This window comes from Paracoccus sp. 08, assembly GCF_024105395.1.
Lineage (GTDB): Bacteria > Pseudomonadota > Alphaproteobacteria > Rhodobacterales > Rhodobacteraceae > Paracoccus > Paracoccus marcusii.
Map to the genome: position 1 here is coordinate 36,581 of NZ_WEKR01000021.1, position 24,511 is coordinate 61,091.

The 24,511-nt window shown below is 67.5% G+C and carries 29 protein-coding genes; 13 read left to right on the forward strand and 16 right to left on the reverse strand.

The features are described 5' to 3' along the window. Nucleotides 1-115: 115 nt before the first annotated feature. On the forward strand, nucleotides 116-1,606 hold the full coding sequence (gene purF / locus GBO37_RS09285; protein ID WP_045980781.1) for an amidophosphoribosyltransferase: 1,491 nt from the start codon (nucleotides 116-118) through the stop codon (nucleotides 1,604-1,606). Here purF and GBO37_RS09290 read toward each other — a convergent pair. Genes GBO37_RS09290 through GBO37_RS09305 form a run of 4 tightly spaced genes read right to left on the reverse strand, consistent with a single transcriptional unit; the run spans nucleotide 1,540 to nucleotide 3,843 of the window. Next, the gene (locus GBO37_RS09290) at nucleotides 1,540-2,058 is read right to left on the reverse strand and encodes an NUDIX domain-containing protein (RefSeq protein ID WP_371927533.1); all 519 of its coding nucleotides are present in this window, start codon (nucleotides 2,056-2,058) and stop codon (nucleotides 1,540-1,542) included. The genes purF and GBO37_RS09290 overlap by 67 nt on opposite strands. Next, complete coding sequence (locus GBO37_RS09295) at nucleotides 2,055-3,089, reverse strand: 5-(carboxyamino)imidazole ribonucleotide synthase (RefSeq protein WP_252928573.1); 1,035 nt, start codon at nucleotides 3,087-3,089, stop codon at nucleotides 2,055-2,057. The genes GBO37_RS09290 and GBO37_RS09295 overlap by 4 nt, the downstream gene beginning before the upstream one ends. Continuing rightward, entirely contained in the window at nucleotides 3,082-3,567 is a 486-nt protein-coding gene (gene purE, locus GBO37_RS09300; protein ID WP_045983048.1) for a 5-(carboxyamino)imidazole ribonucleotide mutase, read from the reverse strand. The genes GBO37_RS09295 and purE overlap by 8 nt, the downstream gene beginning before the upstream one ends. A gap of 60 nt (nucleotides 3,568-3,627) precedes the next feature. Further along, complete coding sequence (locus GBO37_RS09305) at nucleotides 3,628-3,843, reverse strand: YdcH family protein (RefSeq protein WP_045983047.1); 216 nt, start codon at nucleotides 3,841-3,843, stop codon at nucleotides 3,628-3,630. 122 nt (nucleotides 3,844-3,965) lie between these two features. On the opposite strand from GBO37_RS09305, the gene GBO37_RS09310 reads away from it, so the two are divergent. The 3 genes from GBO37_RS09310 (at nucleotide 3,966) to GBO37_RS09320 (ending at nucleotide 5,153) form a co-directional block, all read left to right on the forward strand. Continuing rightward, complete coding sequence (locus GBO37_RS09310) at nucleotides 3,966-4,397, forward strand: hypothetical protein (protein WP_252928574.1); 432 nt, start codon at nucleotides 3,966-3,968, stop codon at nucleotides 4,395-4,397. A 107-nt stretch (nucleotides 4,398-4,504) separates the two neighbouring features. Then, complete coding sequence (locus tag GBO37_RS09315; protein WP_045983045.1) at nucleotides 4,505-4,933, forward strand: Hsp20 family protein; 429 nt, start codon at nucleotides 4,505-4,507, stop codon at nucleotides 4,931-4,933. Then, on the forward strand, nucleotides 4,926-5,153 hold the full coding sequence (locus tag GBO37_RS09320; RefSeq protein WP_045999169.1) for a DUF1150 family protein: 228 nt from the start codon (nucleotides 4,926-4,928) through the stop codon (nucleotides 5,151-5,153). The genes GBO37_RS09315 and GBO37_RS09320 overlap by 8 nt, the downstream gene beginning before the upstream one ends. Here GBO37_RS09320 and GBO37_RS09325 read toward each other — a convergent pair. The 3 genes from GBO37_RS09325 to GBO37_RS09335 form a co-directional block, all read right to left on the reverse strand. Next, nucleotides 5,150-5,950 (reverse strand): hypothetical protein, encoded by an 801-nt coding sequence (locus GBO37_RS09325; RefSeq protein ID WP_252928575.1) that lies wholly within the window; start codon nucleotides 5,948-5,950, stop codon nucleotides 5,150-5,152. The genes GBO37_RS09320 and GBO37_RS09325 overlap by 4 nt on opposite strands. Continuing rightward, nucleotides 5,947-7,374, reverse strand: a complete 1,428-nt coding sequence (locus GBO37_RS09330; protein WP_252928576.1) for an MFS transporter — start codon at nucleotides 7,372-7,374, stop codon at nucleotides 5,947-5,949. Before GBO37_RS09330 ends, GBO37_RS09325 begins: the two co-directional genes overlap by 4 nt. Nucleotides 7,375-7,484: 110 nt before the next feature. Then, complete coding sequence (locus GBO37_RS09335) at nucleotides 7,485-9,194, reverse strand: bifunctional sulfate adenylyltransferase/adenylylsulfate kinase (protein ID WP_252928577.1); 1,710 nt, start codon at nucleotides 9,192-9,194, stop codon at nucleotides 7,485-7,487. A gap of 191 nt (nucleotides 9,195-9,385) precedes the next feature. Here GBO37_RS09335 and GBO37_RS09340 point away from each other — a divergent pair, with 191 nt between their 5' ends. Next, a complete protein-coding gene (locus GBO37_RS09340) occupies nucleotides 9,386-9,928 on the forward strand; it encodes a hypothetical protein (protein WP_252928578.1) in 543 nt (180 codons plus the stop codon). 4 nt (nucleotides 9,929-9,932) lie between these two features. Here GBO37_RS09340 and trxB read toward each other — a convergent pair whose 3' ends face one another. Next, nucleotides 9,933-10,916, reverse strand: a complete 984-nt coding sequence (gene trxB, locus GBO37_RS09345; protein ID WP_252928580.1) for a thioredoxin-disulfide reductase — start codon at nucleotides 10,914-10,916, stop codon at nucleotides 9,933-9,935. Nucleotides 10,917-11,072: 156 nt separating this feature from the next. Here trxB and GBO37_RS09350 point away from each other — a divergent pair, with 156 nt between their 5' ends. Further along, complete coding sequence (locus GBO37_RS09350) at nucleotides 11,073-11,573, forward strand: Lrp/AsnC family transcriptional regulator (RefSeq protein ID WP_045999164.1); 501 nt, start codon at nucleotides 11,073-11,075, stop codon at nucleotides 11,571-11,573. Between the two features lie 3 nt (nucleotides 11,574-11,576). After that, nucleotides 11,577-12,602, forward strand: a complete 1,026-nt coding sequence (locus GBO37_RS09355) for a hypothetical protein (RefSeq protein ID WP_252928582.1) — start codon at nucleotides 11,577-11,579, stop codon at nucleotides 12,600-12,602. Here the strand turns inward: GBO37_RS09355 and pgeF are convergent. From pgeF to lgt, 3 genes are read right to left on the reverse strand one after another with little or no spacing between them, the layout of a single operon-like run. Continuing rightward, nucleotides 12,599-13,354 carry a peptidoglycan editing factor PgeF gene (gene pgeF, locus GBO37_RS09360; RefSeq protein ID WP_252928585.1) on the reverse strand — a complete coding sequence of 252 codons (756 nt, stop codon included), beginning with the start codon at nucleotides 13,352-13,354 and terminating at the stop codon, nucleotides 12,599-12,601. The genes GBO37_RS09355 and pgeF overlap by 4 nt on opposite strands. Then, nucleotides 13,338-14,396 (reverse strand): class I SAM-dependent methyltransferase, encoded by a 1,059-nt coding sequence (locus tag GBO37_RS09365; protein ID WP_252928587.1) that lies wholly within the window; start codon nucleotides 14,394-14,396, stop codon nucleotides 13,338-13,340. Before GBO37_RS09365 ends, pgeF begins: the two co-directional genes overlap by 17 nt. Then, nucleotides 14,393-15,274, reverse strand: a complete 882-nt coding sequence (gene lgt / locus GBO37_RS09370; RefSeq protein ID WP_252928588.1) for a prolipoprotein diacylglyceryl transferase — start codon at nucleotides 15,272-15,274, stop codon at nucleotides 14,393-14,395. Before lgt ends, GBO37_RS09365 begins: the two co-directional genes overlap by 4 nt. Before the next feature lie 119 nt (nucleotides 15,275-15,393). Between lgt and GBO37_RS09375 the strand changes: the two genes are divergently transcribed. Then, entirely contained in the window at nucleotides 15,394-15,651 is a 258-nt protein-coding gene (locus GBO37_RS09375; protein ID WP_252928589.1) for an accessory factor UbiK family protein, read from the forward strand. Here the strand turns inward: GBO37_RS09375 and GBO37_RS09380 are convergent. Next, on the reverse strand, nucleotides 15,642-15,953 hold the full coding sequence (locus GBO37_RS09380; protein WP_252928590.1) for a DUF6476 family protein: 312 nt from the start codon (nucleotides 15,951-15,953) through the stop codon (nucleotides 15,642-15,644). The two genes, GBO37_RS09375 and GBO37_RS09380, sit on opposite strands and share 10 nt — an antisense overlap. On the opposite strand from GBO37_RS09380, the gene GBO37_RS09385 reads away from it, so the two are divergent. The 3 genes from GBO37_RS09385 (at nucleotide 15,952) to GBO37_RS09395 (ending at nucleotide 19,096) form a co-directional block, all read left to right on the forward strand. Next, the gene (locus GBO37_RS09385) at nucleotides 15,952-16,974 is read left to right on the forward strand and encodes an RluA family pseudouridine synthase (protein ID WP_252928591.1); all 1,023 of its coding nucleotides are present in this window, start codon (nucleotides 15,952-15,954) and stop codon (nucleotides 16,972-16,974) included. The genes GBO37_RS09380 and GBO37_RS09385 overlap by 2 nt on opposite strands. A gap of 110 nt (nucleotides 16,975-17,084) precedes the next feature. After that, entirely contained in the window at nucleotides 17,085-17,993 is a 909-nt protein-coding gene (rpoH, locus tag GBO37_RS09390) for an RNA polymerase sigma factor RpoH (protein WP_045999157.1), read from the forward strand. Between the two features lie 68 nt (nucleotides 17,994-18,061). Further along, complete coding sequence (locus GBO37_RS09395) at nucleotides 18,062-19,096, forward strand: hypothetical protein (RefSeq protein WP_252928592.1); 1,035 nt, start codon at nucleotides 18,062-18,064, stop codon at nucleotides 19,094-19,096. 7 nt (nucleotides 19,097-19,103) lie between these two features. On the opposite strand, the gene GBO37_RS09400 is transcribed toward GBO37_RS09395, so the two are convergent. Continuing rightward, nucleotides 19,104-19,928 (reverse strand): NAD kinase, encoded by an 825-nt coding sequence (locus tag GBO37_RS09400; protein ID WP_371927535.1) that lies wholly within the window; start codon nucleotides 19,926-19,928, stop codon nucleotides 19,104-19,106. A 116-nt stretch (nucleotides 19,929-20,044) separates the two neighbouring features. Between GBO37_RS09400 and glyA the strand changes: the two genes are divergently transcribed. Further along, the gene (glyA, locus tag GBO37_RS09405) at nucleotides 20,045-21,340 is read left to right on the forward strand and encodes a serine hydroxymethyltransferase (RefSeq protein ID WP_139085068.1); all 1,296 of its coding nucleotides are present in this window, start codon (nucleotides 20,045-20,047) and stop codon (nucleotides 21,338-21,340) included. A 125-nt stretch (nucleotides 21,341-21,465) separates the two neighbouring features. Further along, entirely contained in the window at nucleotides 21,466-22,722 is a 1,257-nt protein-coding gene (locus GBO37_RS09410) for an Nramp family divalent metal transporter (RefSeq protein ID WP_045999154.1), read from the forward strand. On the opposite strand, the gene GBO37_RS09415 is transcribed toward GBO37_RS09410, so the two are convergent. The 3 genes from GBO37_RS09415 to GBO37_RS09425 all read right to left on the reverse strand — a co-directional run. Further along, nucleotides 22,719-23,501: a crotonase/enoyl-CoA hydratase family protein gene (locus GBO37_RS09415; protein ID WP_252928594.1), complete on the reverse strand. Its 783-nt coding sequence runs from the start codon at nucleotides 23,499-23,501 to the stop codon at nucleotides 22,719-22,721. The genes GBO37_RS09410 and GBO37_RS09415 overlap by 4 nt on opposite strands. Further along, entirely contained in the window at nucleotides 23,494-24,357 is an 864-nt protein-coding gene (locus tag GBO37_RS09420; RefSeq protein ID WP_252928596.1) for a hydroxymethylglutaryl-CoA lyase, read from the reverse strand. The genes GBO37_RS09415 and GBO37_RS09420 overlap by 8 nt, the downstream gene beginning before the upstream one ends. Further along, on the reverse strand, nucleotides 24,350-24,511 hold a 162-nt coding region (locus GBO37_RS09425; protein ID WP_252928602.1), incomplete at its 5' end, for an acetyl-CoA carboxylase biotin carboxyl carrier protein subunit. The genes GBO37_RS09420 and GBO37_RS09425, both read right to left, overlap by 8 nt.

Below are 24,511 nucleotides of genomic sequence, written 5' to 3' on the forward strand. Positions count from 1 at the left end.
AGATGACGAAAAAGCGCCCCTGCGGAACCGCGGGGGCGTGACTTTGTCGGCCGTCGGCACTACATGTCCCCCGACAGCACGACGACATCAGCCCCCACAGATCGAGGCCCGCGCGATGCAACCTTTCCTGGCCCATCCGTTCGATTCGGACCGTCTGCACGAGGAGTGCGGCATCTTTGGCGCGATCGGCGTAGTCGATGCCTCGAACTTCGTGGCCCTGGGGCTGCACGCGCTGCAGCACCGCGGACAGGAAGCGGGCGGCATCGTCGCCCACCATCCCGACTTCGGCTTCAACAGCGCCCACCGGTTCGGCTATGTCCGTGACAATTTCACGAAGCCCGACCTGATGGCGACGCTGCCGGGACAGCTGGCCATCGGCCATGTCCGCTATTCCACCGCCGGGACCAAGGCAAACACCGCAATCCGCGACGTGCAGCCGTTCTTTGGCGAATTCCACATGGGCGGCTGCGCGATCGCGCATAACGGCAATATCACCAATGCCGCTGCCCTGCGCCGCGAACTGATCGAGCGCGGCTCGATCTTCCAGTCGTCGTCGGACAGCGAATGCATCATCCACCTGATGGCCCGGTCGATCCAGCGCAACATCCCCGAGCGGATGAAGGACGCACTGCGCCGGGTCGAGGGCGCGTTCAGCGTCATCGCCATGACCCGCACCAAGCTGATCGGCGTCCGCGACGCCTTGGGCGTGCGTCCGCTGGTGCTGGGCCGCGTGGGTGAGGATGGGTACGTCCTGGCGTCAGAGACCTGCGCGCTGGACATCATCGGCGCCGAATTCCTGCGCGAGATCGAGCCCGGAGAGATGGTTGTCATCTCCAAGGGCCAGATCGAATCGTCGCGGCCCTTCGGCCCGTCGACCGGGCGCTTCTGCATCTTCGAACACGTGTATTTCTCGCGCCCCGATTCGATCATTGGCGGGCGGTCGGTCTATGAGACCCGCCGCCAGATCGGCGTGGAACTGGCCCGCGAGGCACCGGTCGAGGCCGATCTGGTCTGCCCGGTTCCCGACAGCGGCACGCCCGCGGCGATCGGCTTTGCGCAAGAATCGGGCATTCCCTATGGCATGGGGATCATCCGCAACCAGTACATGGGCCGCACCTTCATCGAGCCCACCGACCAGATCCGCAACATGGGCGTCCGGTTGAAGCTGAACGTGAACCGGGCACTGATCCGCGGCAAGCGGGTCGTGCTGGTCGACGACAGCGTGGTCCGTGGCACCACCAGCCGGAAGATAAAGGACATGATCCTCGATGCGGGCGCGGCCGAGGTGCATTTCCGGATCGCGTCGCCCCCGACCGCCTGGCCTTGCTTCTATGGCGTGGACACGCCCGACCGCGACAAGCTGCTGGCGGCGAACATGTCGCCGGAACAGATGCGCGAATGGATCGGCGTCGACAGCCTGTCCTTCGTGTCGCTGGACGGGCTGTACCGCGCGGCGGGAGAGGCCGCGGGGCGCGACCCGCAGGCGCCCCGCTATTGCGACGCGTGTTTTTCGGGCGACTATCCGGTGGCGCCCTTCGATCAGCTGGAGCGCGGCTTCCGCATGAAGGTCGGATCCGAGACCGCGGTCAAGCAAGCCGCCGAGTAGGTGCGTCCCACGACGGCCCGGGGGACGATCCGCTCAAGCGGGTCGTATCGTGCCGTGCCATCTCCCCAGATCGCATCCCCCAGCATATCGGGCTTGTGCCCAAGCGTGGTCAGTTCGGCACGGGTGACCCATCGCGCACGGTTCACGACGCCTTCGGGATCGGTCAGCGTCAACACGTCGGGCCCTGTCAGCGTGGCGCGGAAATGCACCTCGACCTGGTGAAACCGCCGGGAGGGGTCGTGGAATTCGTTCACCAGAAAGGGATCCCCGACGGCGATGCTCAGGCCCGTCTCCTCCAAAACCTCGCGCGCCAGATTATCGGGCAGCGAGGCGTGCGGGTCGACCCCGCCGCCCGGCAGGCACCACAGGTCGGACTGCTGCCCCGGATAGGCATTCACCACCAGCACGCGATCGCGATGGATGATCGCGGCACGCACCGCCAGTCGGATCATCCGGCGATCCGGTTCACATGGCCCATCTTGCGGCCCGGCCGCGCCTGCCCCTTGCCATAGAGGTGAACCTGCGTCCGCGGCTGTGCCAGCAGCGCGGGCACACGGTCCATGTCGTCGCCGATCAGGTTCTCCATCACCACGTCCACATGACGCTTGCCGTCGCCCAGGGGCAGTCCTGCCACGGCGCGGATATGCTGTTCGAACTGATCAACCGCGCAACCGGCCTGCGTCCAGTGGCCGGAATTGTGCACGCGGGGCGCGATCTCGTTCACGATCAGTCCCTCCGGGGTCACGAACAGCTCGACCCCCAGCACGCCGACATAATCCAGCGCGTTGGCGATGCGCGCGGCGATCAGCACCGCGTCGGTGGTCACCCGCCCGGGCAGGCCGCATGGCACCGTGGTGGTGCGCAGGATGCCGCCCTCATGGACGTTCAGGCCCGGATCGAAGGCCGCCACCTGGCCATCGGTGCCGCGTGCGATGATCACGCTGATCTCGGCAGTGAAGTTCACGAACCCCTCCAGGACCGACGGTGCGCCGGTCCAGTCGGCCGGACCCTCTCCGATGCGCACCTGCCCCTTGCCGTCATAGCCCATGCGGCGGGTCTTGAGGATCGACGGGCGACCGATCCGCGCGATGGCGTCGTCCAGCGCGCCCTGATCCGGCACGTCGGCAAAGGGCGCGACGGTCAGGCCGATGTCGGTCAGGAAGGTCTTTTCGGTCAACCGGTCCTGCGACACGGCCAGCGCGCGCCGCCCCGGGCGGATGGGGCGCAGGCTTTCCAGCAGATCCAGTGCGCTGGTCGGCACATTCTCGAATTCATAGGTGATGACATCGACGCTGTCCGCAAAGGCCCGCAGCGCGGCCTCGTCCTCATAGGGGGCGGTCGTCACGCGCCAGGCGACGTCACCCGCAGGGGCGGCGCCTGGTTCGAAGATCTGACAGCGCAGGCCAAGGCGGCTTGCGGCCGCCGACAGCATCCGGCCCAGCTGGCCGCCGCCCAGGMTCCCGATGGTACGGACCTCAGTCATCGGCGGGCTCCTCTGGGATCGAGGCCGACAGCGCCATGCGCCAGTCGTCCAGCCGCTGCGCCAGTGCCGGGTCGTTCAGCGCCAGGATGCCCGCGGCCATAAGCCCCGCATTGGCGGCACCCGCCGCCCCGATCGCCATTGTGGCGACCGGATAGCCCTTGGGCATCTGCACGATCGAATACAGCGAATCGACACCGGACAGCGCCTTGGTCTGGATCGGCACCCCGATCACCGGGACGCGGGTCTTGGACGCCATCATGCCGGGCAGATGGGCCGCGCCCCCTGCCCCCGCAATGATCACGCGCAAACCACGCCCGACCGCCGACTTGCCATAGTCCCACAGCCGATCCGGGGTCCGGTGCGCACTGACGATGCGGGTGTGATAGGGCACGCCCAGTTCGTCCAGGATCTGTGCCGCCTCGCGCATGGTCGGCCAGTCGGACTGGCTGCCCATGATGATTCCCACCGCTTCGGTCATCTATCGTCCCCGTATTGTGCGCCGCGTGCCTGTCCTAGCGCGGGTCCGCGCGGGTCGCAATCAGGCGATGATGTCGGGGGTCAGCTCATCCTCCAGTCGGGCGATGCGATCCTTCAGCGACAGTTTCTGCTTCTTCAGCCGCTGCAAGGCGACGGAGGCGGTCAGCTGGCCCTGAAGGGCGGCGATGGCCTCGTCCAGGTCGCGATGCTCGCAGCGCAGGGCCGCAAGACGGGCGCGGCTGATCTCGTCGTGGTTCATCGAATGCTGCATGTTCATCGGGCGGGCTCTTGGGAAATGCCGTGGTTCCGACTTATAGCGCGTCGCGCGGCATCTGTTAAGCTGGCATGGACAAACCACACGGCTCACGCCATCGTGAGGGTGTGTCCCGGAGGGTTGCTATGTCGCGGCTTGCCACCATTCTTGCGCTGATGATCGCCGGCCCCGCCGCGGGCCAGTCCGATGGCGATGTCACCTGGAACACGGGGCGCCTGCCCGACGGGCCCGGCCACGCCGCCGAGATCGCCTATGAGGGACGCAGGCTCAGCTATGTCTGCCGGCCCGGCGATGCGGGACGTCTGGTGATCGACGGGATGGGACAGTCCGACGATCCCATCGTCGTCCTGGTCGACGGACAGCGGATCGCCGTGCCGTCCGACATGACGAACGGCGTCCATTCGATCGCCGCCGATCCCGGATCGCAGCTGTTGTCGGCGCTGACCGGAGGGCGGCAGGTCACCCTGCTGGCCGGGCCGGTGACGCTCAGCCTGCCGTTGGAGGGGTCTCGGCGCGCGATCGGACAGGCGATGGAGGCCTGCGACCTTCGGCCCTGACAGCGCGGATCTTGCAAAACGATGCCGGCCTTTCCATATCTTGCGCAGGACGGGGGCCGCCGCAACGGGGCCCCGGACCTGCAGTCGCTGCAACGCAAAGGGCTGAGATGACGAAGATTTCCTTAGGGGCACATCCCTATCTGCTGGGGTTCGACCAGCTTGAACGCCTGGTGGAACGGGCCTCCAAGGGGGCCGAGGGCTATCCGCCCTATAACATCGAACACCTGCCGCCCGATGCCTTCCGCATCACCTTGGCCGTCGCCGGCTTTGCCGAGGACGACCTGGCCATCACGACCGAGGACCGCCAGCTGGTGATCCGCGGCCGGCAACCCGAACCGGACGACGCCCGCGTCTATCTGCATCGCGGCATTGCCGCTCGCGCCTTTCAGCGCAGCTTCGTGCTGGCCGACGGGGTCGAGGTGACGTCCGCCGCGATGGAAAACGGGCTTCTGCATATCGACCTGCGCCGGGTGAACCCGCAGCAGGTCGTCAAGACCATTCCGATCAGCCGCAAGCAAGGGGATCATCATGGATAGCAAATTTGATTTCGGAGGCGGTACGTCCGCCCAGACCGTCTACATCCGGCAGGTCGCCGCCGCGACCCTGCCCCGCGACGTTCAGGACCAACTGCCCGGCGTTCAGACCCTGTACGCCGTCCACGACACCGACGGCGAACGGTTGGCCTTGGTCCAGGACCGCGCCCTGGCCTTCACCTTGGCGCGCGAGAACGAGCTGCGGCCCGTCAGCGTCCATTAGGCATAGCGCATAAACGCGAAAGCTCGCCCATCGGGCGACCAGCAGGGCACGTTCAGCGTGCCCTGCCCACCGAACAGATCGCACAGCTTGCGCCGTTCCGTCCCGTCCGGCGCCATGATCCACAGGGACACGTCCCGGTCGCGCGGATGTTCCAGCGTTTCGGGCGCATAGGCCAGATAGACGACATGGCGCCCGCAGGGCGACGGATGCGGGAACCAGTTCACCGCGTCGTCGCGAAAGACCGGCGCGGCGTCCAATCCATCGACGCGCATCTTCCAGATCTGCGCATGACCGGTCGCGTCGCTGTTGAACCAGATCCAGGTGCCACACGCACTGAAATCGGGACCGTCGTGATGGGCGACGTCCGGGGTCAGCACCCGTTCGCCGCTGCCATCCATGTCGCAGGTGGCGATGCGCACCACGCGGTCGCCCCGCGCGCAGGCATAGACCAGCCGGTCGCCATGCGCGCCGTGCCACCAGCTTGGGCGCTGCGTGCCCACCGGTTGGGTGGCCGCGCCGTCCCAGACATGCATCCCGGCCCCGGTCCCGTCATGTGCGGAAAAGATCACCCGCCCGTCGGGCAGAAAGCCGTGGTCGTTGTTGCACCGTTCGGCGCAGCCGGTCTGCAGCAGCTGCAGGCCGTTGGCATCGGCGCGCCACAGGCGCCCCTCTCCGTTCACAAGAAACCAGCCGTCGGGGTGCCAGTTCGGCGCCTCGATCAGCATCGGGGTTCGCAGGATCACGCGGGACTGCCCGGTGGCGACCTCCCAGACCTCCAGGGACGACCGCCAGCTCATGGCGTCACCGCCCGGCGGTCACCGCGCCATTGGCGCAGCGCCAGCACCGTCAGGATCGCCGCAAAGACGCAGATCTGATAGGACAGCGCGTGGCCGATGGCCGCGGCATGGTCCTGATCAACGCGCAGGCGGACAAAGAACAGGCTGCTGACAATGGCAATGCCGATGGCCGCGCCGATCTGCTGAAACGCCTGCATCCCGCCCGTCGCTGCCCCCGCAATGCGCCCCGGCACGTCACGCAGCACCAGTTGGAACAGCGGAGAGATCGCCAGACCCATCCCCAGGCCGTTCATCGCCAAAGGCCCGGCCAGCGTAGCGGGGCCAAGATCGGCAGGTGGGTGGCCCGCCGCGTGGCGCAACCAGATCATCCCGGCCAGCATGACCGCCGCGCCCAGGGCGACCCGCCCCACCAGCGCCCGCGTCCCGAACCGCCCCGTGACATAGCTGCCCAGCATGATGCCCAAGGGAAATGGCGCCGTGGCGATGCCCGATTCCAGCGGTGTCAGGCCAAAGCCGGTCTGGAAATAGATGGCCAGGACCAGAAACATTCCCGGAATGGCCGAAAAATGCAGCATCACCACCGTCACCCCGGACAGAAAGCCCCGATCCCGCAGCAACACCATCGGCAGCAGTTGTTCCCGGTCCTCCGCCTCCAGTGCGTGCTGGCGTCGCAGGAACAGCGCTCCGACGGGGATCGCCGCGACCAGGGTGACCAGCGTCCACCACGGCCAGCCCAGCAGCGGTCCCTCGATCATCGGCAGGACGACCAGCGTGATGGCCAGACCGAACAGGCCCACGCCCCACCAGTCGATCGCCATGTCGCGCGACGATTCCAGTCGCGGGATCAGCCAGAACCCCGCCAATACGACCAACAGCCCCACCGGCAGGTTGACCAGGAAGATGGGCCGCCATTCAAGGCCATAAAGGTTTCCGCTGATCAGCACGCCGCCCAGCAGCGGTCCCGTGACCGCGCCCATGCTAATGACCACGCCCGCCAGCGCGAATGCCTTGGCCTTCTGTTCAGGGGGAAAGATCACGTGCATGATCGCCATGACCTGCGGCACCATCATCGCCCCGCCGATGCCCTGCAGCGCACGCGCGCCGATCAGGACGTTGATGTCGGGCGCAAGCCCGCACAGGACAGATGCCAGCGTGAACAGCCCCACGCCCGACAGGAACAGCCGCTTGCGTCCCAGCTTGTCCCCGAAGCGTCCGCAGGGCAGCAGGCCCACCGCAAATGCCAGCACATAGGCGGCCGAGATCCATTCGATCTGCGTCTCGCTGGCGCCAAGATCGGTGCGGATCGAGGGCAACGCGACGTTGACGATGCTGACATCGATCAGGTTCATGAAATTGCCCATCAGCAACAGCACGGTTGCGGCCCAGGGGTTAACGCCCTTGGGCGGGCTGGCGGGATGGGACATCGGGCAACTCCGTTGACGGTCAGCGCGGAACCATCCGCAGGCGCGCAAGGTTCCGGACGCCAAACGGCCCCGGTGTCGCACCGGGGCCGTTCGTATCACTGCGGCAGGGATCAGGACAGGCCGATCAGGCCCATGCTCTCCAGCTTCAGCAGCACCTGATGCGCGGCGCTGTCCACGTCGATGTCGGTCGTGTCGACGCGCAGTTCGGGGTTGGCCGGTTCTTCATAGGGATCGGAAATCCCGGTGAACTCCTTGATCTTGCCTACCCGCGCCAGCTTGTAGAGACCCTTGCGGTCGCGGCGTTCGCACTCCTCCAGGGGCGTGGCGACATGAACCTCGACGAAGGCGCCGCCGGCCTCGACCATCTCGCGCACGGCGCGGCGCGTCGCGGTATAGGGTGCGATCGGCGCACAGATCGCGATGCCGCCGTTCTTGGTGATCTCGGACGCGACATAGCCGATGCGCTTGATGTTGATGTCGCGATGCTCCTTGCTGAACCCCAGCTCGGACGACAGGTGCTTGCGGACCACGTCACCGTCCAGCAGCGACACGGGACGACCGCCCATCTCCATCAGCTTGACCATCAGCGCGTTGGCAACCGTCGACTTGCCCGACCCCGACAGGCCGGTGAAGAACACGGTGAAGCCCTGGTTGGCGCGCGGGGGCGAGGTGCGGCGCAGCTGCTGCACGACCTCGGGGAAGCTGAACCATTCCGGGATGTCCAGCCCCTCGCGCAGGCGGCGGCGCAGTTCGGTGCCGCTGATGTCCAGGACGGTGCTGCCCTCCGGGATCTCGTTCGCGGGGAAATACTGCGCCTTTTCCTGCACATAGACCATGTGCTTAAAGTCGACCATCTCGACGCCGATTTCCGACTGATGGGCCTTGAACAGCTCCTGCGCGTCATAGGGGCCATAGAAGTCCTGGCCCTGGCTGTTCTTGCCGGGTCCGGCATGGTCGCGGCCGACGATGAAGTGGGTCACGCCGTGGTTGGCCCGGATCAGGCCATGCCACACAGCCTCGCGCGGGCCGGCCATGCGCATCGCCAGATTCAGCAGCGACAGGTTGGTGGTGGCCGCCGGATACTTGTCCAGCACCGCCTCGTAGCAGCGGACGCGGGTGAAGTGGTCGACGTCGCCCGGCTTGGTCATGCCGACCACCGGATGGATCAGCAGGTTCGCCTGAGCCTCGCGGGCGGCGCGGAAGGTCAGCTCCTGGTGCGCGCGGTGCAGCGGGTTGCGGGTCTGGAACGCGACGACGCGGCTCCAGCCCAGCTTCTTGAACATGGTGCGCAGTTCGTTGGGCGTGTTGCGGCGGGCGCGGAAATCGTAATGCGTCGGCGCCTGCAGGCCCTTGACCGGGCCGCCCAGATAGATCGGGCCCGCGACGTTGTGCAGATAGTTCACCGCCGGATGCGCCAGGTCGTCGGCGCCGAACACCTTCTCGGCCTCCAGCGCCTTGTTCGGCACCCATTTGTCGGTCAGCGACATGATCGCCAGGATCACGCCCTCCTGGTCGCGCAGCGCGATGTCGGTGCCCGGCTCCAGCCCTTCGGCGAACGTTTCGGACACGTCCAGCGTGATGGGCATCGGCCACAGCGCGCCCGAGGTCAGGCGCATATCGCTGACGACGCCGTCATAGTCGGCTTGGGTCAGAAAGCCCTTCAGCGGGTTGAAGCCGCCGTTCATCAGCAGCTCAAGATCGCAGATCTGGCGCGGCGTCAGGTCCCAGCTGGGCATCCGCCCGGCATCGTCTTTCAGCGCGGCGGCCGACGCCTCGGAGACATAGAGTTCGGGAATGGGGGCATGCTTGGGCAGGGTCATGGTCACGACTCGTGGGTTGCGCAGAAACGGATCAATACGCGACCCTGCGGGGATCGCGCGACTCGAGGCGACGCATAGCCCCCATGAAAGCGATATTCAAGTCTGGGAAAACGCTTTTCGCTTTGGGCGTGCCGCGAGGAACCCGACCACACGCGTCACGTTGGGTCCGCGAACCGCAACGACAGGAGCGCATGATGACCGACCAGACCACCGCAAGCCAGGAAGAGCAGCGCGCCTTGTCCCAGGATGAACTGGAGCTGGCGAACCAGACCCGACAACCGGCCTTGGGCCGTTTGTCCGACAAGGAATTGTCCGATCTGGTGGGGCTGCTGCGTGTCCGTCGCAACCGCGCGCGCGACATTGCGGCCCGCCAAGGGCGCGAGGCGCGCGGAAAGGCCGGGCCCAAGGGCACAAACCCTGCGGCCGGCAACGCGGGCACGCGCAGCAAGGCCGAGTTCCTGACCGCCGCTCTGGACCGGGCGACGGCCGAACGCGAACGGCGCGAAGGCGATGCCGATCCCAGCCAGAAGGATCTGGCTGAGAAAGCTGCCGCACTGAAGGACGACGCCACCAACGCGATGATGGAGACCGGTGGACCGCTGCACCCAAACGACCCCGATGCCGATCCCGGCAAGGCCGGCCTGGCAGAGACGCAGCGTGAGGCCGCACCGTCGGGTGCCTTGGATCACGCGGGCGAGCTGCCGGCCCGCGAACGCTCGCGCGAGCGCGGCTGAGCCGTCAGTAGATGACGGCGACCGGCTGCTCAGGCTCCAGCTCGACCTCGCCCTTAGCCTCGAGGAAATGGGCGGCATCCAGCGCGGCCATGCATCCCATGCCCGCGCTGGTCACAGCCTGACGATAGATGTGATCGGTCAGGTCGCCCGCCGCGAACACGCCCGGGATCGAGGTGCGCGTGCTGCCCGCCTCGACCTTGACGTAACCGCCGTTGTGCAGCTCCAGCTGATCCTTGACCAGTTCGCTGGCCGGCGCATGACCGATTGCCACGAACACGCCGTCAGCCTTGATCGTCTGCGTCGTTCCATCAACCAAGTTACGCAGCGTGGCACCGCTGACGCCGACCGGGGTTTCGGTCCCGGTGACCTCTGCCAGTTCGCTGTTCCAGATCACCTCGACCTTAGGATGGGCGAACAGGCGGTTCTGCAGGATCTTCTCGGCCCGCAGGCTGTCGCGGCGGTGCACCAGCGTCACCTTGCTGGCAAACTTGGTCAAGAACAGCGCCTCCTCGACCGCGGTGTTCCCGCCGCCGATCACCACGACCTCGCGATTGCGATAGAAGAACCCGTCACAAGTGGCGCAGGCACTGACGCCGAAACCCTTGAACTTCTCCTCGGACGGCAGGCCAAGCCAGCGCGCCTGCGCCCCCGTGGCAAGGATCACCGCGTCTGCGGTGACCACCCGACCGCTGTCGCACGTCGCCGTGAAGGGACGCTTCTGCAGGTCCAGCGCGGTCACAAGATCGGTCACGATCTCGGCACCCATCGCACGGGCATGGGTCTCCATCTTGACCATCAGGTCGGGGCCCTGGATCTCGGTGTCGCCGGGCCAGTTCTCGACTTCGGTGGTGATGGTCAGCTGCCCGCCCGGCTGCATCCCTTGGATCAGCATCGGCTCCAGCATGGCGCGGGAGGCGTAGACGGCGGCGGTGTATCCCGCCGGGCCCGATCCCACGATCAAAAGTTTCACATGGCTGCGTTCGGTCATCTTGCGCCCCTTTCGCGGTTTGTGCATGAGGTAGTCCCTCATGCGCCGGACTGCAACGCATCCCCGCCACGGACCGACGTCGATAAGATTGTTGCGCCGGACGGGGCGGCATTGTAGTTTCCGGCAACGCCAAGACCTGACAGAAGAAAGACAACCATGGCCGGCGCCAAACTGGACGACATCGACCGCAAGATCCTGGCCGAACTTCAGGCCGACGGGCGCATGACCAATGTCGAACTGGCCCGCCGGGTGGGCATCTCGGCGCCGCCCTGCCTGCGCCGCGTCCGCACGCTGGAGGAGCTGGGCTATATCCGCGGATACCATGCCGACATCGACGCCCGCGAACTGGGATTCGAGGTGCAGGTCTTTGCCATGGTGCGCCTTGCGTCACAATCCGAACGCGACCTGTCGGCCTTCGAGGCATTGGTTCAGGAATGGCCGCTGGTCCGCGAATGCCACATGCTGAACGGAGAGATCGATTTCATCCTGAAATGCATCTCTCCGGACCTGTCGACCTTCCAACGCTTCCTGACCAACAGCTTGACCGCCGCGCCGAACGTGGCATCGGTCAAGACGTCGCTGGTGATCCGGGGTGCCAAGGACGAACCCGCCGTCCCCTTCGAGATCGTCGAGGAACGCGTCCGCGAAGCAGGCTGATCCTTGCGCAGGCTGGCCCGCCTGACGCTGCTGATCTGGTCGCTGGCGACGGTCGCGGTGACGGGCTGGATGCTGTCGCAGAACCCCTTTGCCGCACCGCTTGTCGATCGCGGCCTGGATCAGGCCCGTGCGGCCCTGATGCGCGCCGTGGCCGACCGCGCGACCCCGGACTGGCTGATCCCCCGCCTGACCGCCGCGCTGGATGCAGGCGACCGCCAGCAGGTGCAGATACTGATGGATCTGGCCCGCGATCAGGGCATGCCGCTGCCACCGGACCTGCGCGCACGCGCCGACGCCGCGCTGGCGGTCGGCATGCTGGACACGCTGTCCGATTGCGGCACCTGCATGCGCGACGTGACCGCCTGTCCCAGCCTGTCCCTGATCGCCGCCTGCACCCTGCCGTTCGAGCTGTCTCCTGCAGGCGATGCCGCGGCGCTGATCCGGCAGGGCGGCACCTGGGCTACCGGAGGCGACCCCGACGGCATCGAGGCTGCGCTGGCGACCCTGGGCCTTGCCGCGACCGCCGGCACCTTGGTCACGGCGGGCAGCAGTCTGTCGATTAAGGGCGCGGCCACCACGCTGCGCGTCGCGCGTCGCGCCGATGCGTTGTCACCCGGCATGACGCGCGCCCTGTCCGCCGCGGCGCGCAGCCCCGCGCCCGCCCGGGCCCTGTCCGGCATCGCCGGTGATCTGCGGACGATCGGGCGACAGGCCTCGGTTCCCGAACTGCTGCCGATCCTGCGGCTGGCCGACGATCCGGACGACCTGCGCCGCCTTGCGCGTCTGTCAGAAGCCGCGGGGCCGGACACGACCCGTGTGCTGACAGTGCTGGGCAAATCCGACAGCCTGCGCCTGATGCGGCGCCTGGCCGATGCCGCCATGGCCGCCGCCGCCCTGATCGCGCTGGTCCTGGGACAGATGGCGGCGTTGCTGGGCGCCGGGGTCCAGATGGCCCTGCGTCGTGGCCTGCGCCCGAACCCTGCGCGGCGGATGCCGCCTCCGCTGCGTTCAGTTGCGTTCGGGGGCTAGAGCGAGATGGCGCTGATCAGCCGACCGTAATCGGCCTGGCCCTCATGCGTGGACCGGCGATAGCTGAAAAAGCGTTCGGGGTCGAAATAGGTGCAGTGCCGCGACCATTCCGCCTGCACGCCAGCCGCGCGCAGCCGTGACAGCCCGAACGCGGGCAGGTCGAACATCGGCCGACTATTCGGACCGCCGGAAAAGAACCGGTCATTGGCAGTATCGTCGGCCAGAAACTCATCCATGAATTCGAGACTGACCTCATAGGCGCGCTGGCTGATCGTGGGGCCGATCACCGCGCGGATGTCGGTCGCACCCAGATCGCGCATGGCGGCCACCGTCGCCTCGATCACGCCGGCGATGGCGCCGCGCCAACCGGCGTGACAGGCGCCGACGACGCCGGCCGCGGCATCGGCCAGCAGCACGGGCTGGCAATCGGCGGTCAGCACGGCCAAGGCCACGTCGCGCCGGGCGGTGACCAGCCCGTCGGCCTTGATGTCCTTGACCACATCGACATCGTGATCGTCCGTCAAGGTGACCACGTCCGCCGAATGGATCTGCTTGACGGTGGCCAGCGGCAGGCCCATCGCCCCCGCCACGCGGGCGCGGTTGACCAGCACCATCTCGCTTTGGTCCGAAGAGCGCCGCCCACAGTTCAGACCTGCGAACAGCCCGGAGGATGCCCCGCCCTTTCGCGTGAAGAATCCGTGCCTTACGTCGGAAAGCAACGGGTGGGTCAGGATCTCAAGCGTGGTCTGCATGGGCCTCCAGCGCGACAAATCCGGGGACGGGCGGCGCGCCCTTGGGCCAGATCGCGATTACCTTGAACAAGTGACCCATTTCGTCGGGGTGGGTCAAGCGCCGAAGCGCGGCCATCGCGCTCCCGTCACCCGCAGCGGCAAGCCGGGCTGCCCGTGCCTCGGCCCCCAGGGCGCGCAGCCAATCGCCCTGCCGCACGGGACGCGACGCCACCGCCCCGCCCCGGATGGCCGCGGCGGCCAAGGGTGCGAAATCAACATGCGCCGTCAGGTCGGCCTGCCCCGGATGCGCCAGCGGATCTTCGGGAGCATGGTTGCGCAGGGCCTGAAACGTGTCGCCGAACCCGTTCCACCCGCCATAATCGATCAGGATCGCGCAGCCGCCATGGGTCGCGATGTGGCGGGCCGCAGCCTCGACAAAGGCCGCGCCTTCGGGACATTCCTCGACGATGTCGCCCACGGACCCCGTCCGGGACAGCGGCACGACGGGGCCAAGCCCCATGCGCAGACCATCATCCGACAGCCCGACCAGACGCTCCCTCCAGCCATCGTCGGTCCGCTGGTACTGACGAATTGGGAGGGCATCGATGAACTCGTTTCCGATCAGGAATAGTGGTTTAAATCCTATATCCTCGATCCGGTCGAGATGCGTGACGGGTCCGAGACGATCGCGCTGAACGCCGCGCAGATGCGGCGAGGCCTCGATCAGGGCGACGTCGGCGGCCTGGTGCAGACCGGGCACCTGCCGCATCGCGCGCAGCATGTCGGCCATCAGCGTCCCGCGACCCGGTCCCGGCTCGACCAAGGCGAACGGGGCCGGGGCACCCTGGTCCAGCCAGGTCTGCGCCAGCGCAAGGCCGCACAGTTCGCCGAACATCTGGTGGATCTCCGGCGCGGTCGTGAAATCACCCGCGGTGCCGAAGGGATCGCGCGTCGCGTAATAGCCGTGACGACTGTCCATCAGGCAGACCTGCATGTACTCGGCCAGGCTGATCGGCCCCGTCGCGCGGATGCGCGCCGCGATGATCGCGGCCAGGGGCGTCATGCGGCGACGGGCGGGCGGCGCCGCGCATAAGCCACCAGCGCCAGTCCGATCAGGACCATCGGCAGCGACAGCGTCTGCCCCATCGTCAGGCCGATCACAGGGCCGCCCAGGACGTGGCCAAGCGGGTTGTCCGGCGTGATGAACTGGGCATCGGCGACGCGGAACAGTTCGACGAACATGCGCGCAAGCCCATAGCCGGCAAGGAAAACCCCGAACGCAAGGCCCGGACGGCGCAGCCCTCCGGCGCGAACCAGGACCAGCAGGATCAGCCCCAGCAGCAGGCCCTCAAGTCCCGCCTCGTACAGCTGGCTGGGGTGGCGGGCGCATGGTCCGACGATGCCGGGACAGGTCTGCGCCGCCTCGCCGGGAAAGACCACGCCCCACGGCAGGTCGGTGGGGCGGCCCCACAGTTCGGCGTTGATGAAGTTGGCAATGCGCCCGAAGAAGATGCCGATCGGTGCCACGACGGCCATCGCGTCGGCCAGCCGCAGGACAGGCACGCCCTGGCTTCGCGACCAGGCCCAGGTCGCGACGATCACGCCGGCAAAGCCGCCGTGAAAGCTCATCCCGCCCTGCCAGACCTGCAGGATCTGCCCGGGGTTCGACAGATAGTAGGCGGGCTCGTAGAACAGCACGAACCCCAGACGCCCGCCCAGGATCACCCCCAGGATGACCCAGGTCAGCAGGTCGTCGACCCGGTCGGGCGCGGTGGGCGGCGTGCCGCCCCACAGCGCGGGACGGCGCATCATCGCGACGATCAGCCGCCAACCCAGGATCAGGCCGGCCAGATAGGCCAGCGCATACCAGCGCAGCGAAAACGAGAACCCGCCCAGGGTGATCGTGAAGATTTCGGGGGCGACGTCGGGAAACGGGATCATGGGGCCTCGGGTCTGCGATTTGCCGCGCACGCTAGTCGCCAAAGCCGCACTGTCAACATTGAACCCGGGACCGCACCGGACCATATAGGACGCAACGCAAGACAGAAGGGCACCGCCAGATGACCACTCAGAACCGTTTCTTCGACGACATGTCCAAGCTGATGACCAACGCGATGGGCGTGGCCCAGGGCGCCCGCAGCGAGGCCGAGACGGCCATGAAGGGCTGGATCGACCGCTGGCTGGCCGACCGCGACTTTGTCACCCGCGAGGAGTTCGAGGCCGTGCGCGAGATGGCGATCAAGGCCCGCACCGAGAATGCCGAACTGAAGGCGCGGCTGGACGCCATGTCCGCCGGTGCCGACAAGCCTCAGGGCTGAAGCACCGTCTGCCCCACCAGCGTTCCCGCGCGGTCATAGACCAGCACCCGGTCGTCCGTCGTCAGCACGACGATCCGATCGGTCGCAAAGGTCACCGCGCGGGTTTGCGCATCCTGGGGCAGCGTGATCGCATCTGGCAGTTCGGGCAGCACGGGCTGGTTCAGCCGCACCCACAGCAGCGCCACGACCGCGATCATCCCCACCCCCATGACCAGCGTCAGCCCCGTCACCAGCGTCTTCAGAAAGCGCAGTTCCGGGACGGCTTTCGCCGCCACCTTCCAATCGGTATCATCCTGCGCCATGTCGATCCTTTCCGTGACCATTCCGGCCAACCCGCCCGACCGACTTGATAAGGCGCTTGCCATGGCGGTGCCAGAGGATGCGGCCCTGTCGCGGTCGCGCCTGGCGCGGCTGATCGCCGATGGTGCGGTAAGCGGTCCGGACGGCCTCGCACGCGACGTCAAGGCGCGCGTCGCCGAGGGTCAGGAATACCGCATCGCCCTGGCCCCGCCCGAGCCTGTCGAGACGCGGGCCGAGGCCATTCCGCTGGTCATCGCGCATGAGGATGATGACCTGATCGTGATCGACAAGCCTGCCGGGATGGTCGTCCATCCCGCGCCGGGCAGCCCCACCGGCACGTTGGTCAATGCGCTGCTGGCGCATTGCGGCGATTCGCTGTCGGGCATCGGGGGTGAAAAGCGCCCCGGCATTGTGCACCGCATCGACAAGGACACGTCGGGCCTGCTGGTCGTCGCCAAGTCGGACCGCGCGCATCACGGCCTTACCGCCCAGTTCGAGGCGCATACCGCCAACCGGCGCTATCTTGCGCTGGCGCACGGGGCGATCGACGCGGCCGATCCGCGTTTGCGTGGCACGCCCGGCGTCTCGTTCGAGGAAGGGCTGGTGCTGCGGATCGCCACGCACCTGTCGCGCCACCCGACCGACCGCCAACGTCAGGCGGTCTTTGCCGACAAGGGCCGTCACGCCGTGACCCGCGCGCGGTTGCTGGAACGGTTCGGCACGCCGCCTTCCGCCATGCTGGTGGAGTGCCGGTTGGAAACGGGGCGCACCCACCAGATCCGGGTGCACATGGCCCATTGCGGCCTGGGGCTGATCGGCGATCCGGTCTATGGCGGGTCGCGACGTGCCTCTGCCAAGGCGCTTGGCACCGCGGCGGCAGCGGTCCAGGCGTTTTCCCGACAGGCGTTGCACGCCGCGCATCTGGGGTTCGTCCATCCGGTCACCGGGGTCGAGATGGGGTTCGACAGTCCCCTGCCCCACGACATGCAGGCCCTTCTGGATGCCCTTCGCACTGCCCCTTGACGACAGCGTGAGCCGACCACACATGACACTGCCCGCGCGGATGCGGCATTCTGTCCCGGAACCGGGCTGTTCGACGCTGCGTTAACCGGTCTCTGCGAAAGGCGAACATCATGGCGACTTATGGAAATCTTCCCGCCCCAAGCCCGGAACAGGGTCTGAACCGCTATCTGCAGGAGATCCGCAAGTTTCCGCTGCTGGAACCCGAACAGGAATACATGCTGGCCAAGGCATGGGCCGATCATGAGGACAGCGATGCCGCGCATCAGCTGGTCACAAGTCACCTGCGTCTGGCCGCAAAGATCGCGATGGGCTATCGCGGCTATGGCCTGCCGCAGGCAGAGGTGATCAGCGAGGCGAATGTCGGCCTGATGCAGGCGGTCAAGCGGTTTGACCCGGAACGTGGCTTCCGCCTTGCCACCTATGCGATGTGGTGGATCCGCGCCTCGATCCAAGAATATATTCTGCGGTCCTGGTCCTTGGTCAAGATGGGCACCACAAGCGCGCAGAAGAAGCTGTTCTTCAACCTTCGCAAGGCCAAGTCCAAGATCGGAGCCTTGGAGGAAGGCGATCTTCGTCCCGAGAACGTCGCCCAAATTGCCACCGAACTGAACGTCACCGAAAAGGAAGTCGTCGACATGAACCGCCGGCTTTCCGGTGGTGACGCCTCATTGAATGCTCAGGTCGGGTCGGGCGATGGCGAATCGTCGGCGCAGTGGCAGGACTGGCTGGAGGACACGAACGCCAATCAAGCCGAGGCCTATGCGGAATCCGAGGAGCTGGACACCCGGCGCCAGATGCTGATCGACGCGATGGATGCACTCAACGAGCGTGAGAAGGACATCCTGATGGAGCGTCGTCTGCGCGACGATCCGATGACACTGGAGGACCTTTCCAGCCGCTACAGCGTGTCGCGTGAACGCATCCGCCAGATCGAGGTGCGCGCGTTCGAGAAGCTGCAGGAACGGATGCGCACCCTGGCCCGCGACAAGGGCATGCGGATCGCCGATACGGTCGAGTGACCCGCGCTGCATTGACGCAACGCGGCGCGTCGCTATGGTCTGGGCACCCTGCAGGACGACCCTAGACCATGCCCGCCCCCGTGACTGCCCTGACTGAATTCCAGCGCCTTGAGGCGCAGGGCTCGTGGCGCGAGACGCCCGAATCACGGCTGCGCGAGGTCATCGTCTCGGTGGGCGCCGCGACGCTGACGATGATGGACCCGAAATCTGACCGGCCGTTGTCGCACTGGTCGCTGCCTGCGGTGACGCGGATCAATCCGGGACAGCTGCCCGCGATCTATACCCCGAACGGCCAGGCACCCGACGAGACCGTCGAGATCGACGATCCGCTGATGATCGAGGGGATCGAGCGCGTTCAACGGGCCATCGCCATCCACCGTGCCGTGCCGGGCCGCCTGCGGGGCGTCGTCACGGTGCTGGGCGCGGTCGCCATGCTGGCTGCCCTGACATTCTGGCTGCCCGACGCGCTGATCCGCCATGCGGCCCGGATCGCTCCACCCGCGCAGGCGCGAACAATCGGTTTGGCCGTGCTGGCCGATCTGGAGCACAGCGCCGGTGCCGTCTGCCGGCGCCGGTCGGGCCAGCAGGTGCTGGACTGGATCGCACCCCAGTTGATCGGCGACCAGGCGCTGGTGCAGGTCGTGCCCGCGCCGCTCAACGGGGCGCGTCGCCTGCCGGGTGATCTTTACGTGTTGGGCAACGACCTGCTGGCCACCACCCCCGGGCCCGAAGCCTCTGCCGGTCACCTGATCGCCGCCCGTCTGGCGGTCGAGGACAAGCAGGCGACGCTGGATGCGCTGCGGCATGCGGGGCTGATGAACTCACTGCGCCTGATGACGCTTGGCACGCTCTCGCGCGACGCGATGCAGGGCTATGGAGAGACGCTGCTGTCGCAGTCTTTGCCGCGACCCGACCTGGCCAGCCTGCCCCCGGCCTTTGCGGAACGCGGGCTGTCGACCGAACCCTATGCGCGCAGCATCGATCCGACCGGCGCCGCTGTCCTGCCGCTGATTGAGGCCGACCCAATCCGTCAGGGAACCACGCCTGCCCGCCTGCTGACCGACGAACAGTGGCTGGCGCTGCAGCAGATCTGCGCGGGCTGACGCCCCCTTAGACGAACTGTTCGCGCAGCAGGCGTTCGTCCAGCCCGTGGCCCGGATCGAACAGCAGGCGGTGACGGATGTCGTCGGCACTGCGGATTTCGACCTGCGTCACGTGGCGGACAGAACGGCTGTCGGCATCGGCCATGACGGGGCGGCGGTCAGCATTCAGCACCTCGATCACCACGGATGCACCCTTGGGCAGAAGCGCCCCCCGCCAGCGGCGCGGACGGAAGGGCGCGATGGCGGTCAGGGCCAGCACCTCTGATCCGATCGGCAGGATCGGCCCGTGCGCGGAGTAATTGTACGCCGTCGATCCCGCCGGGGTGGAGACCAGCGCACCGTCGCAGACCAGCTCCTCCATCCGCAACCGCCCGTCGACATGGATGCGCAGCTTGGCGGCCTGCGGCCCCTCGCGCAGCAGGCTGACCTCGTTGATCGCCAGGGCCTCGGTGCAGGTGCCGTCGGCGCAGGTGGCGCGCATGCGCAGCGGGTTGATGACCGTCTCCTCGGCCAGGGCAAGGCGGTCGGTCAGGTCGTCCTCGGCATAGGCGTTCATCAGGAACCCCACCGTGCCACGGTTCATGCCATAGACCGGCAGCCCCCGACCCTGCGTCGCGTGCAGGGTCTGCAGCATGAACCCGTCCCCGCCCAGGGCCACCACGACGTCGGCCTCCGCCAGCGGGGCCTGGCCATAGCGCGCCGTCAGCACGGACAGGGCCGCCCGGGCGGTCTCGGCGTGGCTTGCGGTGAAATGCACGTTGCGTGTCATCGGCCGTCCTGTCCCGTGATGGACCCGCACCATCACGCGCGACAGACATGATGACAAGCGCATTCCGCAGCGCGTCGCAACGGGCGGGATGCGGGTCGTTTTGTCACTTTCGGCATGCGCGACGTTGCGTTAAAAGACGCAAACTCAAGCCGCCCCAGCCCAAAAAGGACGAAAGACCGATGAACGCACCGACCCGCGACAACGGCTTCTTCACCGAAACCCTGGCCAGCCGTGACCCCGACATTGCCAAGGCGATCACCCAAGAGCTGGGCCGCCAGCGCGACGAGATCGAGCTGATCGCCTCCGAGAACATCGTCAGCCGCGCCGTGATGGAGGCTCAGGGGTCCGTCCTGACCAACAAGTATGCCGAGGGCTATCCGGGCAAGCGCTATTACGGCGGCTGCCAGTACGTCGACATCGCCGAGAACCTGGCGATCGAGCGTGCCAAGCAGCTGTTCGGCTGCGAATACGCCAACGTCCAGCCCAACAGCGGCAGCCAGATGAACCAGGCCGTGTTCCTGGCACTGCTGCAGCCGGGCGACACCTTCATGGGCCTGGACCTGAATTCGGGCGGTCACCTGACCCACGGATCGCCGGTCAACATGTCGGGCAAGTGGTTCAACGTCGTCAGCTATGGCGTGCGTGCGCAGGACCATCAGCTGGACATGGACGCGATTGCCGAAAGCGCCCGCCAGCACAAGCCCAAGCTGATCATCGCGGGCGGCACGGCCTACAGCCGCAGCTGGGACTGGGCCGCCTTCCGCGCCATCGCGGATGAGGTCGGCGCCTATCTGATGGTCGACATGGCCCATATCGCGGGCCTGGTCGCGGGCGGCGCGCATGCCTCGCCCGTCCCGCATGCCCATGTCGTCACCTCGACCACGCACAAGTCGCTGCGCGGTCCCCGCGGCGGCCTGATCCTGACCAACGACGCGGACATCGCCAAGAAGATCAACAGCGCCGTGTTCCCCGGCCTGCAGGGTGGCCCGCTGATGCACGTGATCGCCGCCAAGGCCGTGGCCTTTGGCGAGGCGCTGCGCCCCGAGTTCAAGACCTATGCGGCGCAGGTCGTCAAGAACGCCGCCGCCATGGCGGACGAGCTGATGAAGGGCGGCATCGACATCGTGTCGGGCGGCACCGACAACCACCTGTGCCTGGCCGACCTGCGCCCCAAGGGCGTGACCGGCAAGGCGACCGAGGCCGCCTTGGGCCGTGCGCACATCACCTGCAACAAGAACGGCGTGCCGTTCGACCCTGAAAAGCCGTTCGTGACCTCGGGCATCCGTCTTGGCGCGCCCGCAGGCACCACCCGCGGCTTTGCCGAGCCCGAGTTCCGCCAGATCGCCCGCTGGATCGTCGAGGTCGTCGACGGCCTGGCCGCCAATGGCGAGGAGGGCAATGCCGCGGTCGAGGACAAGGTCCGCGCCGAGGTCAGCCAGCTCTGCGCCCGCTTCCCGCTGTACCAGGGCATGTGATCGCCCGACATCGGTGACCTGAACGCTCCGCTGCGCACCCGCGCGGCGGGGTTTTCCGTTTGTGCCATTTGCGCATCCTGCAGTTTCGCGTCATGGTTTGCGCGGACATTTAGGGATGAGGACAGATGACACCACCCAATCGCCCCCAAGCCGAACCGCGCTGGAGCCTGGTCGGCCCAGGCCTGGTCGTGGCCGCAACCGGCGTCGGCGCGGCCGACCTGATCGCCACGACCGTCGCGGGCAGCAAATACGGCTATGCCCTGCTGTGGGCCGTCGTTGCGGGCTGCATCATGAAGATCGTGCTGGTCGAGGGTGCCGGCCGCTACAGCCTGGCCACCGGCAACACCATCTTCGAGGGATGGAGCACGCTTGGCAAATGGACCAGCTGGTATTTCGGCCCCTACATCGTGATCTGGGGCTTTGTCTATGGCGCGGCGGCGATGGCCGGGACGGGGCTGGCGCTGACCTCGCTGATGCCGTTCCTTGGCGTTCCGGCTTGGGGCATCCTGTCGGGCCTGTTGGGCCTGGCGCTGGTCTGGTCGGGCCGCTACGACCTGTTCGAACGGGTGCTGACCGCGATGGTCATCCTGATGTTCATCGCCATGGTCCTGGCGGCCGCAGCCACCCTGCCCAACCTTGGCGAGGTCCTGACCGGCCTTGCCCCGATGATCCCGGATGGCGCGATGATCAACGTCCTGTCCGTCGCGGGCGGGGTCGGCGGCACGATCACTCTGGCGGCCTATGGCTACTGGCTGCGCGAGAAGGGCTGGGACAGCCCGCGCTTCATGTCGGTCATGCGCATCGACAACGCGGTCGCCTATCTGGTGACCGGCCTGTTCGTCGTGGCGACGCTGATCGTGGGGGCGGAACTGCTCTACTCTGCGGGCATCGCCATCGGCGGCGGTGATCAGGGCATGGTCGACCTGTCCCGCGTCCTGGGTGAGCGCTATGGACCCTGGCTCAGCAAGCTGTTCCTGATCGGATTCTTCGCGGCATCGTTCAGCTCGCTGATCGGGGTGTGGAACGGGGTCAGCCTCATGTTTGCGGACTTCATGGGCCATGTGCAGGGCAAGCCGCACGCCCATCCCGACCGCCTGGCGGGCGGGCGCTACTATCGCGCCTACATCGTCTGGCTGACCATCCCGCCCATGGCGATGCTGTTCCTGGGCCAGCCGGTGCTGCTGATCCTGGCTTACGGCGTGCTGGGCGCGCTGTTCATGCCGTTCATGTCGGTCACGCTGCTGTGGATCCTGAACACCGACCGCGTACCCGCCGAATGGCGCAACAAGCCTCTGACCAACATCCTGCTGGTCATCTGCACGCTGGCCTTTGCCGCGCTGGCCGTCGATCAGCTGCGCAGCTCGATCATGCGGCTGTTCTAGGACTGCCAGGCCGGCTTGCGCTTCTCGAAGAAGGCCGAGATCCCCTCGGGGGCCTCGGCGCCCTGCCAGACGGCGACCAGGCGGTCGATGCTGTCCTCGATGACGGCGGCGTCGATGCGCGGACCAAGCGCGCGGCATTGCGCCTTGGCTGCCGCGACCGCCCCCGGTGCCGCCTGCAGGAAGGGGGCCAGCTCGGCCTCCACCGCCGCATCCAGATCCGCCGCCGCGACCCGGCGCGACACCAGGTTCAGATCCACCGCCTCCGCGGCATCGAACAGGCGCGCCGAAAAGAACACCCGCCGCGCTGCGGGCTCGCCCATGCGGGCCAGCACATAGGGGCCGATGGTCGCGGGGATCAGGCCCAGCCTGACCTCTGTCAACCCAAACCGCGCAGTATCAGCGGCCACGACGATGTCGCTGACCGCCATCATGCCCACGCCGCCGCCGAAGGCATTGCCGTGAACCCGCGCGATCACCGGCTTGGGCAGCAGGTTCAGCGCCGAGAGCATCCCGGCCAGCGCTTGCGCCCCCTCGCGCCGCGTCGCGTCATCCGCGGCCATCTGCTCGCGCATCCAGCCCAGATCACCGCCCGCGCAGAAACTGCCGCCTTCGGCGGCCACCACCACCACGCGCACGGACGCATCCGCGCCCAGATCGGCGGCGGCCCGGGTCAGTTCGTCCATCATCGGGCGGGACAGGGCGTTGTGCTTTTCCGCACGCGTCAGCCACAGGGTCGCCACGCCACGGTCGTCGCGGTCGATGCGGATGGTGTCAGGCATCGGGGGCCTCCCTCAGGGCGCGGGCCATAGCGGCGGCGCGGGTGATGATCTCCATGTCCAGCCCATGCGCAAAGCCGCGCGCGTCCAGGTGCCGGGCCAGAGCCTCGGTCGCGACATTGCCTGCCGCACCCGGCGCATAGGGGCAACCGCCCAGGCCGCCCACGGCCGCGTCAAACACCCGCAACCCGCGCTCCAGGCTGACATCCACGTTCTGCAGCGCCCGCCCGGCGGTGTCGTGGTAATGCCCGGCCAATCGGTCGGCGGGCAGTTCCTCCAGCACGGCGGCCAGCATGGCGTCAATGGTCTCGGGGCGGCCCTGCCCGATCGTGTCGCCCAGGCTGATCTGCTGACAGCCCATGTCGCGCAGCGCGGCGGCCACGCGGGCCACGGCGGCCGGCGCCACCGGCCCGTCGAAGGGACAGTCGGTCACCACGCTGACATAGCCGCGCAGCGCCATGCCATCGGCCTGCGCCTGCGCTGCCACGGGGGCCATCCGCGCCAGACTTTCGGCGATGGTGGCGTTCAGGTTCGCCCGGCTGAATCCCTCCGAGGCGCTGGCAAAGACCGCGACCGTGTCGGCCCGCGCCGCCCGCGCCGCCTGATAGCCGCGCAGGTTCGGCGTCAGCACCGCATAGCGCGTGCCGGGGCGGCGGGTGATGCCCGCCATGACCTCGGCCCCGTCCGCCATCTGCGGCACCCAAGCCGCGGGGACGAAGCTGGTGACCTCGATGTCCTCGAAGCCAGCCTGGCTCAGCAGGTCGACCAGGGCGATCTTGTCGGCGGTGGGGATCAGCCGCTTCTCGTTCTGCAGCCCGTCGCGGGGGCCCATCTCGAAGATGTTGACGCGTTCAGCCATCGGCGGGCTCCAGCCGGATCAGGGGTGCGCCGGCCTCGACCTGATCGCCGGCCTGGGCCAGAACCTCGGCCACCACGCCATCGGCGGCGGCGGTCAGGCTGTGCTCCATCTTCATGGCCTCCAGCACGGCCAGCCGGTCGCCCGCGGCGACGGC